Here is a 12,500-nt window from a genome sequence, read left to right as displayed (position 1 = left end):
GGGGTGAGCCTGCGGCAGAAGCAGCCACGCCCAGCGAACCGGAGCCTTTCTCGTTCGATGACTTTGGCTTGGATGCGGCCCCTGCGGCGGACGCGGCTACGCCCAGCGAGCCGGAGCCCTTCTCGCTGGACGACTTTGGCTTGGATGCGGCCCCTGCGGCGGACGCGGCTACGCCCAGCGAACCGGAACCCTTCTCGTTGGACGACTTTGGCTTGGATGCGGCGGAACCTGAAGCCCCAGCCGAGGCAGCAACGCCGCCGAGTGAGCCAGAGTTGGAACCCTTCTCCTTGAGCGACTTGGGCCTCTCGCCCGAAGAGATTGCCGCCCTTGAGGCGGAACAGACACCTGCGGCAGAAGCGGCTACGCCGAGTGAGCCAGAGCCCTTCTCGCTCGATGACTTTGGCTTGGATGCGGCGGAGCCCGCAGCCCCAGCCGAGGCACCCGCCCCGCCGAGTGAGCCAGAGTTGGAACCCTTCTCCCTGGGCGACCTTGGTCTGTCGCCCGAAGAGATCGCCATGCTCGAACAGGCCAAACCACCGGAGCCACCCGAGCAGGCTGCGCCACCGACCCCGGCAGCGCCTGAAGCGCCCGTCGAGCCGGCAACCCCGGACGATGCAGCGATGAGCCCCTTCTCGCTTGACGATCTCGGTCTGTCGCCCGAAGAGATCGCCATGCTCGAAAAGGCCAACTTGGGTGATCTGCCCTTCCCAGCCACCGGCGAGACGATTGTGCCGGGCTGGTCAAAGGGTGAAGAGCCAGAACTGACCCCCTTCAGCCCCGATGAACCACCGCCAACCGCGACCCAGCGGCTTGATGAAGCGCCAGTGGAAGATTTCAACTTTGATCTCTTGGGTGAGGATGAGAAACAGCCAACCTCCTCGAGTGCCGCCCCAGGTGGAGCATCCGAGATCAGTGGTGATGTTGAACCCTTCTCGCTCGATGATTTCGATTTTGACCTCGATTCAGCAGAGAGCTTCGAGGGCGGCTTTGATGAATCGGTTGGTGATGTCGAACCCTTCTCGCTTGATGATCTCGGTCTGGGTGATGCGGGCGACTTTGGGGTTGAGCGACGCGAATTGAGTGTGACTGAAGAGGAGTTGGCCAACCTTGATCTCGGTGAGTTCGAGACCCTGATTCCTGATGGCGGTGATTCTGCGCCGGTCTATGTTTCCGATGATCCCGCTGCGGTGCTTGAGCGCCTGATCAACTTGGGGCGGCAGCAGGGCTTTGTGGACCTCACCGACATTATCAGTGTCGTCTCGGATCCAGAGGCGGAGGCTGATCGCATTGAGGAGTTGGGCTGGGCCTTGCACAATGCCGGGATTGAGATCCGTGACGGCGATGAGGTGATTGATCTTGAGGGTGATGGCGATGAGTATGAGGAGGACTATGAGGAGGAGTTTGTCGCTGAAGCGCCTGCTCCAGAGCCAGAGCCAGAGCCGGAGTTGCCGGTGAGTGATGCTTCCGATGAATTGGAACCCTTCTCCTTTGCTGATCTCGATCTGTCGCCCGAAGAGATTGCGAAGTTGGGGCTGGAGGCGGAGTTTGCTGCGCCACCTGCACCACCCGACCCGACGCCAGCGGCGGCCCCCAAGCCGCCTGCGCCGCCTGCTGCCCCGCCGCCTGCGCCAAGCGTACGCGACGAAGAGCCGGAATTGACCCCCTTCTCACTCGCTGATCTGGGGCTAACGCCGGAGGAGATCGCGCTACTCGAACAGCAGGCTGGGGTGGGTACCGAGGTTGCTGCGCCAGAGCCAGAGCCTGCTGCGCCAGAGCCAGAGCCAGAGCCTGCACCGGAACCCAAAGCTGAAGTGCCTGCGCCACCAGCGCCTGCGCCTGCGAGCGACGCAGAGCCAGAGTTGGCCCCCTTCTCGCTTGCCGACCTGGGGTTAACGCCGGAGGAGATCGCGCTGCTCGAACAGGCTCAAGCCGCGCCGCCCGATCTTCCGCCGCCTGCAGCGGAAGCGCCTGCGGATCCAGCGCCTGCTCCAGAGCAGCCCCAAGCCGCGCCACCCGCGCAAGCTGCGCCAAGCGAAGAGTCAGAGCTATCGCCCTTCTCGTTGAGCGACTTGGGCCTTTCGCCCGAAGAGATCGCCCTGCTCGAACAGGCCCAGTCGAGTGCTGATGAAGCGCCCAAGAGTGGCGAGAAGCAGACCATGAGCCCCTTCTCGCTCGCTGATCTCGGCCTTTCGGCCAACGAGATCGCGATGTTGGAGCAGGCAGCGCGGGCCGAAGCACAAGCGGAGGCTGAGGCGAAGGCTGCCCAGGGCAAGCCAGGGACTACGCCGTCAGTTGATGCGGCGGTGAGCGATGACATGTTCGACTTTGGCATGGCTGATGCTGCCCCGGTTGAGAAGGTGACGAAGCGCACTGCGCCGAAGATCGAGGAGCCAGCCCCCAAGGCTGATCCCGCCGATACGGGCTTCACCCCGGAGCCGCTCGACAACCTTGATGATATTTGGCACCTGCCGGATGTTGAGCCTGAGCCCGCCGGGCCGGCGCGGGTGGTCTTGCCCCCCTTGTCGGAGCGCAAAGCGGCGGTACGCTCACAGCCGCGTGATGCAATGGAACCGCCGCGCAATCGGGGCTTGAGCCGTGATGATGAGCGCTTTGCCCGCCGCGAGAGTTCCGGGCGGCGCGAACGCCCAGAGGGGCGTCCGCCCCGCAGTGAGCGCCGCGAGCGCCGCGAACGCCGTGGGGCCGGGGCTGCTGCACCCACCAGTTCGGTACAGGAGTTTATGAACTTCCTGCCAACCGGCGATAGTATGTTGGATGACTACTTAAACCAGTTGGATGCCGAACCCGATAACTACGGCCTGGCCTTAGCGATTGGCAACCTCTGCGCCCGCACCGGAAAGATTGAGATCATGAACCTCGCCTTCAAGCGCCTGATCCGTTCGGGCGAAGGGCTAGAGCATGTTGTGACAGCCCTGGAAGGGTTGACCAGTAACGTGAGTGAAGCCACCACCCGCACAGCCCTCTTCCGCTTGCTTGGTGATGCCTACTCGAAACAGGGACGCCTCAACGAGGCGATGAACGCCTACAATTCCACCTTCGCACAGTAATCGTACCGTGGTTGGGCCCAGGCCCGCGCCATGGGTACAGCAAGCCACTCTAGTCCTAATGAAGAGGTTAGCATATGCGCCGGATCGTCGAAGACCTGATTCGCGTTGAGGGGGTTATCGGCAGCCTCCTCGTGGGCAAAGACGGACTCGTCGTGGCTAGTACGTTGCTCGACGAGGAGGATGCCGAGATTCTCGGGGCCATGTCCGCCGCAGTCTTCGGCGAGATTGACAAGGCAACCAAGCGGATTGGCGTTGGCACACTGATCGACTCGATTATTGATGCTAAGGATGGCTCGATCCTGCTGCTTGAGGCGAAAGAGTTGATCCTTGTGGTGATCACGCAGCGTACCGTCAACTTGGGCCTGGTCAAGATGGAGATGCGCCGCGCTGCGAAACGCATCAGTGAGGCCGTGCCCATCTAGGCGGATGTGGTATACTGCCAGCGAAGTTACAGCAACCCATGCTAGGGGTGTCGCGGAGAGCCAAGCTCTCCGCGACACCCCTTCACAAAGAGGAGTTTATGGAGCGCGCATTGATCATTCTCAAGCCCGACGCAGTGCAGCGTGGCTTGATTGGCCCCATCCTCACCCGCATCGAGCAGCGTGGCCTGAAGTTGCAGGGGCTCAAGTTGATGCAGGTGGACGAGGCGCTGGCCCGCCGTCACTATGCCGAGCATGAGGGCAAAGGCTTCTTTGGGAGCCTCGTAGACTATATTACCTCTGCGCCGGTGGTGGTTGCGGTTGTGGGTGGTAAGACCGGCACAGTCGAAATGGTTCGCGCCATGGTAGGGGCCACCAACCCAGCCAAAGCTGCACCTGGCACCATCCGTGGCGACTTTGGGGTCGAGATTGGCCGCAACCTCATCCATGCCTCCGATTCACCTGAGAGTGGCGAGCGTGAGACAGCGATCTTCTTCCAGCCCGCTGAGTTGATTACCGATTGGCCACGGGTGAGCGATCCGTGGATTTATGAGTAGGCTGAATCTAAGCCTTCCGACGGGGATATGGGGGAGGCTGCGCCTCCCCCATATCCCTTTTTAGATTGATATGCAAAGTAGACTTTGGCGCGAATATAACTGGCCACTACTGATCTGTGTAGTGGTATTGCTGGTCTTTAGCGCCTTGGCGCTCTATAGTGCCACCCTCAACGCCATGGCGCGCACAGGCATACCGTTGAGTCGCATCTACCCGTGGCACCTGGTCTACATCGTTGCAGGCTTGGCCGCAATGATGGTGATGACCTTCTTCAACTACCAACTGCTCTCAAGCTTGGCCCGTCCGATCTACATTGGGGGCATCGTACTGCTGCTCTTGGTCTTAACGATTGGGCGGGTGAGTGAGGGAGCACGCAGTTGGCTTGAGATTGGGACGCGCACCTTTCAGCCGACTGAAGTGGTGAAACTTGGGGTGATTATTGCCTTAGCAGCCTACTGGCAACACTTTGAAGCTCAATCTGGACGTTGGTTGATCCAGTTGGGGGGGCTGCTGATTGCGGCTGTGCCCACCCTAATGGTACTCATTCAGCCTGATCTTGGCAGTGCGGTGGTGATTGTGGCAATATGGGCGGTGATGGCTTGGGGGGCCGGTATGCGCATGAGCCAGGTGCTTGCACTCTTTTTGCTGATCGCCCCGGTACTCTATGTAGGCTGGGCCACCGACCAACTACTCGATGATTACCAAAAGCGCCGCCTCTTCACCTTCTACTACCTGTTGGTCGATCCGTCGCAGGCCGATTTTAACGATAGCTACAATGTCGTGCAAGCCCTGAATGCAATTGGCCAAGGGGGGCTCTTTGGGGCCGGTTTAACCCACGGCCTCTTTAGTCAGGGCAATTATGTGCCGGTGCAGCATACCGACTTCATCTTTGCCGTGGTTGGCGAAGAGATGGGCTTTATTGGAGGGATGATGCTGATCATCTTCCAGGCCTTGCTGCTCTGGCAGACGCTCACAATTGCCCAGCAAGCACGCGACAAATTTGGACGCCTGATTGCCCTTGGCATCTTTGGGATGTTCTTCTGCCATATGGTGATCAACCTTGGCATGAACCTGAGCCTCTTGCCGGTTACGGGGCTGCCGTTGCCCTTGATTTCGGCTGGCGGAAGCTTCATGATCACGGTGTTGGCTGCGATTGGCATCTTGCAGAGCATTGCGCTGCGACGCCAGCGCTTGAGCTTGGCGTGAGGAGCGCTCATATTTCTGCTAGGTACGTGGGACTCCGGTCCGCATGCGAGCCTGAGTTTCACGTACCTCGTGTGTTGCTTACCCCCAACTCTGAACAATTACCTTGACGGGGTGGCTTGATTGTGATACCATTTTAACTCAAGAGTTCTTATTTTTGTTTCTAGAGGTCGCATATGCAGCTTGCTAATGATGACTTAAACCGTATACATAACATTGGATGCCTTGAAGGCATGATGAGGCTTCCTAATGATTGTGTGGATATTGTCGTTACTAGTCCACCATATTGGGGGCAGCGAGGAGATCATGGTATAGGGTTAGAGGAAGACCCTAGAGAATACATATCTAATCTAACCGATATATTTCTTGAAGTAAAGCGGGTATTGAAACCTGAAGGATTAATCTGGTTGAATATGGCGGATTCTTATAATACCCCGATTAATTGGAAATTCGAGGATTACAAATATAGTACTCTCGGTGCTGAAGGCACTGGACTCGCCCCTCACAACTCTGCTTACACTAAAAATCGAGGTAAAAGAAGAGCTTTTATTAGAAGGGAAACAGCTTGGTTACAGTACGGAAATTTATTAGGACTACCCTATAGGCTTATTCTTAATCTATGCGATGCTGGGATGCTTTTTCGTGGGGAAGTCATTTGGGCGAAGCGCAAATCCATGCCAGAAGGTCGCTGTCGTCGTCCTCACCGGAAGCATGAATCTATCTATATCCTCACAAAAAGCGAGAGTCATTCATTTCAAACTCATCCACCGATCTCTTCAGTGTGGGATCTACCAGCAGGGAACAATATGACATCACATACAAGTACGTTTCCGGTAGAGTTACCAATAACTTGTATTAAAGCTACTGGTATTCAGCAGGGGGTGGTATTAGATCCATTTATGGGAAGCGGTACAACTGCCTTAGCTGCTCTCAAGCTTGGATACAAATACATAGGTTTCGAGTTAAATCCATTAATACAAAACGAAGCAGAAGAAAGAATACGAAAACATCATGCTGCTACACTACGCTCCCAATTACAGCTAGAGCTTTGACTTAAAATTAAACCATCTTTCAATAACGTATTTCGGGAAAAGATCTACATCTCTCTCTAATGAAGAGACGTAGATTCTTTTTGAGCTTCTTGTTGGATGAATACTAGGATTCGTTCGTAAATTGTAGGAGAAGCAGGTATCAAAGTCTCCATGATCTTCAATGTACCTCCGCTTATCGGAGGGGAAATCGTGACTACCTAATTCTCCTCGATTGACTAAATCTCCGTGAGGAGGAGGAAATGATTTCGAGTCAAAGGTGTAAAGTATGCTAGCATACCCCTTTTGCATCATTGCGCGGCTACAAGGCACATCGTCCGATACTCTTTCAGCAAGAGAAGCCTTACTATGAACTCCTCCAAACACAATGTTTCTACCGTTATGATTACCCACTAAGACCAAATCAAGCTTTGAGTCACCTACTAGACCAGCCAATCCCATTTGTTGCAAAGCATCTGCTTTAGCTTCCCTTGAGAGCAAGGCTTTAAGACTAACATTGTTCTCTGCTAGTATATCCCTGTACCTTTGTTCGATAAATAACTCCATTGCTTCACCACCAGCACGAACCCAACTCTGCTCAGGTTTTGATTTCTTATACTCCCGCAAATATAGACGGTAGATTATGTGTTGATAAATATCACTAGGATTAAGGCGAGGCAGTTCATTAACTGCGTACTCTAGAGCTTGTGCAATGGCTTCACGATTTTTCATTGCTTTTGAGTGGTTTAATTTCCCAAACAGTTGCGATATTTTCTGCTCTACTTTATTATACTGTTCACTGGTAATACCTTCAAGGAATACTTTAAACTTTTGATCCTGCCAAGCGAGTATCAGAAAAATTCCTTTCTCAGCTTCTTCCACAACTCCTCGAATAGGAACGGGTGTATTAATATTTCTTTCCTTCAATTGGTCAATCCAGCCTAGTTCAAAGAAGAACTGTTGCCGATCATAATGTAGTGCGTCAAGCCAGTCGAGAAGTTCCAAGATGTCTAAGCGACGTTCTAGTCCTTCAACTTTTGCAATGTAAGATTGGTGTTGACCTAGCCGCTGTGCAAGTTCGCTCTGGGTTATATTCTGCCTGCGACGGATTTCTCGTAAGGACTCGATGATTTTTGTATAGCGTGAGTCATGCATGGTGTTCATAGAACGCATGTTGACATGATTTAAGAAATATCCCAAAATAGGATAATCATGGTTTTGTTGCGTGCCCACCAAGTGACAGTTGAACGTAGCCTGAAACCATATCCATCAAGCTGAGATTTTTCTTCTGAATTCTTCTCTGAAATCCTCCCAGAAGCAAGGCTCCTCTGATGATCCGCTGTTGCTCGCGTTTGCTCATGCTCTTTAGCCTATGTTTGTTGCTCTTGGTTGCCTGTAGCCAAGCGGCCCAACCAGCGCCGGGTGATGCGCTGGATGCAAAGCCACCTGTGACGCTGCGCGTCTCTGGGGCCTTTGCGCTCTTTCCGATGATGGCGGTCTGGGCTGAGGCGTATAGCCAGCAGTATCCCCATGTTACCTTTGATCTGCAGGGTGGTGGTGCCGGGAAGGGTATGGCGGATATGCTGACGGGTGTGGCTGATCTTGCGTTGCTTTCGCGGCCCGTGCGGCAGGAGGAGTTGCACCAAGGGGCTTTTCTGATGCCCGCTGCGGTTGATGCGGTTGTGGCTACGGTCAATGCCCATAATCCGCATTTGGAAGAGCTTTTGGCTACCGGGTTGACGCCTGAGCGGGCGGCAGCACTGTGGCTGCACGAGGAGTTTACGACGTGGGGGCAATTGCTTGGGAATGATGATCCCACGCGCATCACGGTCTATACCCGCTCCGATGCGAGTGGCGCTGCTGAGGTCTGGTCGCTCTTTCTTGGTGGTAGTAGCCAGGAGGAACTGTTGGGTATTGCGGTCAATGGTGACCCCGGGCTGGCTGAGGCGGTGCGCCAGGATGTGTATGGCATTGGGTTTAATAATATTGTCTTTGCCTACAATATGGCTACGAACCAACAGATTGAGGGGCTGCGGGTCGTTCCGCTTGATCTGAATGGCGATGGCACGATCACTGCTGATGAGGATTTCTACGCCGACCGCTTGGTATTGAATCAAGCGGTGGCTGCAGAACGCTACCCCTCCCCCCCAGCACGCCCGCTCTACTTGGTGACGAAAGGGCCACCTTCGGCGGAGATTGCGGCGTTCTACCGTTGGATGCTGACTGAGGGACAGACGTTGGTGGAAGCGGCTGGTTTTGTGCGCCTGAGTCCTGCCATGGTTGAGGAGGGGTTGGCGTTGCTGCCTGCACCGTAGGGGACGCGAAGACGCGAGGGCACGAAGACGCGAGGGCGCGAAGACGCGAAGACGCGAGGGCACGAAGACGCGAGGGCGCGAAGACGCGAAGACGCGAGGGCACGAAGACGCGAGGGCGCGAGGGCGCGAAGACGCGAGGGCACGAAGACGCGAAGACGCGAAGGCGCGAAGACGCGAGGGCGCGAAGACGCGAAGATGCGAAGGCGCGAGGGCACGAAGACGCGAGGGCACGAAGACGCGAGGGCGCGAAGACGCGAAGACGCGAGGGCACGAAGACGCGAGGGCGCAAGGGCGCGAAGACGCGAAGACGCGAAGACGCGAAGACGCGAAGACGCGAAGACGCGAGGGCACGAAGACGCGAGGGCGCGAAGACGCGAAGACGCGAAGGCGCGAGGGCACGAAGACGCGAAGGCGCGAAGCCAACGCCTCCCGCATCCTCGCCTCCCGCATCCTCGCCTCGCATCCTCGCCTCCCGCATCCTCGCCTCGCATCCCGCATCCTCGCAAGGTGGAAAGAGTCCAGGCGCATGGATCGCCAGCAAGAACCAAGGAACGCTTCACAACCTGCTGGGTTGCGGGTAGATAGCATGCATCATCGCATGCGCCGTTGGCAAGATCGGATCGGCCAAGCCATTATGGGGGCGTTGGCATGGTCGCTTTTGGGGCTGTTGCTTGCAATTGGGGGGGTGCTGCTGCTGCGGGCGCTGCCGATTCTGGAGCGTGCGAGTGTGCCCGAATTGCTCTTCTCAACCACTTGGCAGCCGATGCGCGGGTTGTTTGGCATGGCCCCCTTTATCGTTGGAACCATTGCGGTGACGCTGGTGGCGATGCTGGTGGCGGTGCCCTTGGCGATTCTCAGTGGGATCTATCTGGCCGAATATATGACCAGTCGCGCACGGCTATTCTTCAAGCCAGTGACCGATCTGCTGGCCGGGATTCCGCCAGTGGTTTATGGGCTCTGGGGGGTGCTGGTGGTGGTGCCGTTTGTACGCAATGAGCTTGCGCCTTGGGCGGATCGCAACTTGGCAGCATATTGCTCATGCTTTGCCAATACCAATCCATCGGGCTATAGTATTGCTGCCGCTGGGCTGGTATTGAGCCTTATGGTCTATCCCATTATTGTGACCATCACCGAAGAGGTGTTGCGGGCGGTGCCACGCGAATTGCGCGAGGCGCTCTTTGCCTTGGGTGCAACCCGCTGGGAGGTTACGAAGGTGACGCTGCTGCGTGCAGGTTTGCCTGGCGTCGTGGCTGCGGTTGTACTCGGCTTTTCGCGGGCCTTTGGTGAAACCCTCGCGGTCTTGATGGTGGTTGGCAATGTGCCGCGCATGCCAGGTTCGATCTTTGATGGCAGTTATACCTTGGCGGCCCTGATTGCCAACAATTATGGCGAAATGATGTCGGTGCCGCTCTACGAGAGTGCTTTGATGGGCGCTGGGTTGGTACTCTTGCTGGTGGTGGTAAGCTTTAATCTGGGGGCGTGGCTCTTTCTGACCCGGCGGCTCAAGCGAGGGGGCGAAGCATGAGGCGCAAACAGTGGCGCAAGTTGGAAGAGGGCTGTTTCATCTGGCTGATGCGCTTGGCATTATTGATCGCGGTGGTTGGTTTGGGATCGATCCTGTTTACGATCACCAGCCGTGGTTGGGCCGCGCTCAGTTGGGAGATGGTGAGCCAGCCACCCTCAGCGGGGTTTTATCTGGGCGGGGGTGGTGGGATTTTACATGCGCTGCTTGGTTCGCTCTATCTTGCTACGGGGGCTACGCTGCTGGCGCTGCTAATTGCGGTGCCGGTGGTTCTCTATATCAACACCTATGGGCGTGGCAGCAAGACGGCAGAAATGGTGCGCCTGGTCTTAAATATTCTCTGGGGCATGCCCAGTATCGTCTTTGGCGTCTTTATCTTGGGATTGCTGCTGGCCTTGGGGCTACGCACCTCATTGTTGGCTGGGACCATTGCCCTGGCCCTCGTCATTGTGCCCATTTTGGCCCGTACCTTCGATGAGGTCGTGCGCCTTGTGCCCCATGAACTGAGCGAGACGACGTTGGCTTTAGGCACAACGCGGCTTGAATTGAGCATTATGCTGCTGCGCCAAACCATGCCGGGGCTGTTGGCGGGCCTCTTTTTGGCCTTTGAGCGTGCGCTCGGCGATGGGGCGGCGGTACTCTTCACCGCAGGCTTTACCAGTTCGATGCCCAGTTCACTCTTCCAACCTGTCGCTTCGTTGCCACTTGTGATCTTCTTTCAACTGGCCACCCCCTTCCCGGAAGTTCAAGCGCGGGCCTATGCGGCGGCACTGATCCTGACCGCAATTGTGTTAACCTTTGGCATGCTAGGCTATTTCTTCCTGCACCATGTGGGCAAACATGTGATTCGTTGAGGTGCCAAAGGAGCACGTCTATGCCAGGCATCGCCATCCGCAAGCTAAACATCTGGTATGGCAATACCCATGCGTTGCGCGAGATTAACCTTGATCTGCCCGACGGTCAGATCACCGCGATCATTGGCCCTTCCGGGTGCGGTAAATCAACGCTACTGAAGAGTATCAATCGGCTGCTCGATTTGAACGAGCATGTACGGATTACTGGTCAAATCTTGATTGATGGTGCCGCGATCTACGGCAAGCAGGTAGATGTCACCGAAGTACGCACCCAAGTTGGCATGTTGGCACAGAAACCCTTCCCACTGCCAATGTCAATCTATGATAATGTCGCCTATGGGCCGCGGATCCACGGCCTGGCGCGTGGTAGGCAACTGGCCCAACTGGTCACCGACAGCCTGAAAGCAGCGCGGCTCTGGGATGAAGTCGGCCACCGGCTCAAAGAATCGGCCCACAAGCTCTCGGTAGGGCAGCAGCAGCGGCTCTGCCTGGCCCGTGCGCTGGCGATACAGCCGGCAGTGCTGCTCTGCGATGAATCTACCGCCTCGCTTGATCCGATTGCGGCACGGGGGATTGAGGAACTCCTGAGCAGCCTCCGCCAGCGGTATACCCTGGTGATGGTGACCCACGACATTGAGCAGGCGCGGCGCCTTGCGGACTATGTGGTCTTTATGTGGCTAGGCGAAGTGGTTGAACATGGGCCAGCAGCGGCCTTCTTCCAGCATCCGCAACACAGCTTGAGCCAAGCATATTTGGCGCGTGAAATTGGGTAAGATGGTACAATTAGGGAGCTATGCTAACCTCAACTGCTCTTTTCCTGATCGGTCTCGGCTTCGGGACGTTGCTCAACATCTTGATTGTGCGCCTGCCGCGTGAACGGAGGTTGCTCGGTTGGCCACGTTGTACCCGCACGGGTGAGGCGTTGCTCTGGTGGCAACTGTTGCCGCTGGTGGGCTGGTTGTTGCAGCGCGGGCGGGCGCGTGATGGGCGCAGTTTGCACTGGATTCACCCGCTGGTAGAACTCTTGAGTGGCCTGATGCTCCTGCGGCTCTACCAACTCTATGAATTTACGCCAGCTTTCTTCTATCTCAGCTTTGTCTGTGGGGTCTTGTTGCTCACTGGCGCGATTGACTGGATTCATCGCTACATCTACACCTTTGTCATCCTTGGTGCTGCGTTGTTGGCATTGATCATCGGGCCGCTGGTTGGCATGGATTGGCGCAATGTGCTGTTAGGGGCCCTCTTGGGCGGATTTATCTTCCTGCTCTTCTATCTGCTGGCGCGTGTCCTCTTTCCTTCCACCGCAGTGCCCTTTGGCTTGGGCGATGTCTACCTTGCGATCTTTATTGGCGCGGTGGTTGGCATGCTCAAACTTGGGACAGCGCTCTTCTATGGCATGGCCATGGCGGGCGTGGTCTCGGCGGGCATCCTGCTGGTACGCCGCACCGGACGGCCCACACCGACCTACATTGCGTATGGGAGCTATCTCTGTTTGGGGGTCTTGCTCTTCATTGCATTAGGGGGAATGGGAGTATAGGA

11 protein-coding genes are annotated in these 12,500 nt (G+C 56.4%); 10 read left to right on the top strand and 1 reads right to left on the bottom strand.

What is annotated here, in order from left to right; translation table 11 throughout:
• The 5 genes from CJ255_RS03530 to CJ255_RS03510 form a co-directional block, all read left to right on the top strand.
• On the top strand, positions 1-3,065 hold a 3,065-nt coding region (locus CJ255_RS03530; protein WP_281257174.1), incomplete at its 5' end, for an RNA polymerase sigma factor region1.1 domain-containing protein.
• A 74-nt stretch (positions 3,066-3,139) separates the two neighbouring features.
• Positions 3,140-3,487, top strand: coding sequence for a roadblock/LC7 domain-containing protein (locus CJ255_RS03525; protein ID WP_097642716.1), 348 nt, complete (start codon positions 3,140-3,142; stop codon positions 3,485-3,487).
• Between the two features lie 98 nt (positions 3,488-3,585).
• On the top strand, positions 3,586-4,041 hold the full coding sequence (gene ndk / locus CJ255_RS03520) for a nucleoside-diphosphate kinase (protein ID WP_097642715.1): 456 nt from the start codon (positions 3,586-3,588) through the stop codon (positions 4,039-4,041).
• A gap of 70 nt (positions 4,042-4,111) precedes the next feature.
• Positions 4,112-5,245 (top strand): FtsW/RodA/SpoVE family cell cycle protein, encoded by a 1,134-nt coding sequence (locus tag CJ255_RS03515; protein ID WP_097642714.1) that lies wholly within the window; start codon positions 4,112-4,114, stop codon positions 5,243-5,245.
• A gap of 173 nt (positions 5,246-5,418) precedes the next feature.
• Positions 5,419-6,294 carry a DNA-methyltransferase gene (locus CJ255_RS03510; RefSeq protein WP_097642713.1) on the top strand — a complete coding sequence of 292 codons (876 nt, stop codon included), beginning with the start codon at positions 5,419-5,421 and terminating at the stop codon, positions 6,292-6,294.
• Here CJ255_RS03510 and CJ255_RS24060 read toward each other — a convergent pair.
• The gene (locus CJ255_RS24060; protein WP_217352393.1) at positions 6,283-7,434 is read right to left on the bottom strand and encodes a BsaWI family type II restriction enzyme; all 1,152 of its coding nucleotides are present in this window, start codon (positions 7,432-7,434) and stop codon (positions 6,283-6,285) included. The genes CJ255_RS03510 and CJ255_RS24060 overlap by 12 nt on opposite strands.
• Before the next feature lie 167 nt (positions 7,435-7,601).
• Between CJ255_RS24060 and CJ255_RS03500 the strand changes: the two genes are divergently transcribed.
• The 5 genes from CJ255_RS03500 (at position 7,602) to CJ255_RS03475 (ending at position 12,498) form a co-directional block, all read left to right on the top strand.
• Complete coding sequence (locus CJ255_RS03500; protein ID WP_097642712.1) at positions 7,602-8,585, top strand: PstS family phosphate ABC transporter substrate-binding protein; 984 nt, start codon at positions 7,602-7,604, stop codon at positions 8,583-8,585.
• A gap of 526 nt (positions 8,586-9,111) precedes the next feature.
• Positions 9,112-10,110, top strand: coding sequence for a phosphate ABC transporter permease subunit PstC (gene pstC, locus CJ255_RS03490; RefSeq protein WP_217352392.1), 999 nt, complete (start codon positions 9,112-9,114; stop codon positions 10,108-10,110).
• Positions 10,107-10,961 (top strand): PstA family ABC transporter permease, encoded by an 855-nt coding sequence (locus tag CJ255_RS03485; protein WP_097642711.1) that lies wholly within the window; start codon positions 10,107-10,109, stop codon positions 10,959-10,961. Before pstC ends, CJ255_RS03485 begins: the two co-directional genes overlap by 4 nt.
• Before the next feature lie 20 nt (positions 10,962-10,981).
• Positions 10,982-11,734 carry a phosphate ABC transporter ATP-binding protein gene (locus CJ255_RS03480; protein WP_097642710.1) on the top strand — a complete coding sequence of 251 codons (753 nt, stop codon included), beginning with the start codon at positions 10,982-10,984 and terminating at the stop codon, positions 11,732-11,734.
• A gap of 20 nt (positions 11,735-11,754) precedes the next feature.
• Complete coding sequence (locus CJ255_RS03475; RefSeq protein ID WP_097642709.1) at positions 11,755-12,498, top strand: prepilin peptidase; 744 nt, start codon at positions 11,755-11,757, stop codon at positions 12,496-12,498.
• Positions 12,499-12,500: the final 2 nt, after the last annotated feature.

The sequence above is a fragment of the Candidatus Viridilinea mediisalina genome (assembly GCF_002532535.1).
Taxonomy (GTDB): domain Bacteria; phylum Chloroflexota; class Chloroflexia; order Chloroflexales; family Chloroflexaceae; genus Viridilinea; species Viridilinea mediisalina.
Note: the sequence above shows the minus strand (reverse complement) of the source record. Positions and strands in the feature narration are given on the sequence as shown.

Coding starts and splice junctions, on each gene's coding strand:
- CJ255_RS03510 (WP_097642713.1), top strand. CDS start 5,419: ATGCAGCTTGCTAATGATGACTTAAACCGTATACATAACATTGGATGC.
- CJ255_RS03525 (WP_097642716.1), top strand. CDS start 3,140: ATGCGCCGGATCGTCGAAGACCTGATTCGCGTTGAGGGGGTTATCGGC.
- CJ255_RS24060 (WP_217352393.1), bottom strand. CDS start 7,434: ATGAACACCATGCATGACTCACGCTATACAAAAATCATCGAGTCCTTA.
- CJ255_RS03480 (WP_097642710.1), top strand. CDS start 10,982: ATGCCAGGCATCGCCATCCGCAAGCTAAACATCTGGTATGGCAATACC.
- CJ255_RS03475 (WP_097642709.1), top strand. CDS start 11,755: ATGCTAACCTCAACTGCTCTTTTCCTGATCGGTCTCGGCTTCGGGACG.
- CJ255_RS03500 (WP_097642712.1), top strand. CDS start 7,602: ATGATCCGCTGTTGCTCGCGTTTGCTCATGCTCTTTAGCCTATGTTTG.
- pstC (WP_217352392.1), top strand. CDS start 9,112: ATGGATCGCCAGCAAGAACCAAGGAACGCTTCACAACCTGCTGGGTTG.
- CJ255_RS03515 (WP_097642714.1), top strand. CDS start 4,112: ATGCAAAGTAGACTTTGGCGCGAATATAACTGGCCACTACTGATCTGT.
- CJ255_RS03485 (WP_097642711.1), top strand. CDS start 10,107: ATGAGGCGCAAACAGTGGCGCAAGTTGGAAGAGGGCTGTTTCATCTGG.
- ndk (WP_097642715.1), top strand. CDS start 3,586: ATGGAGCGCGCATTGATCATTCTCAAGCCCGACGCAGTGCAGCGTGGC.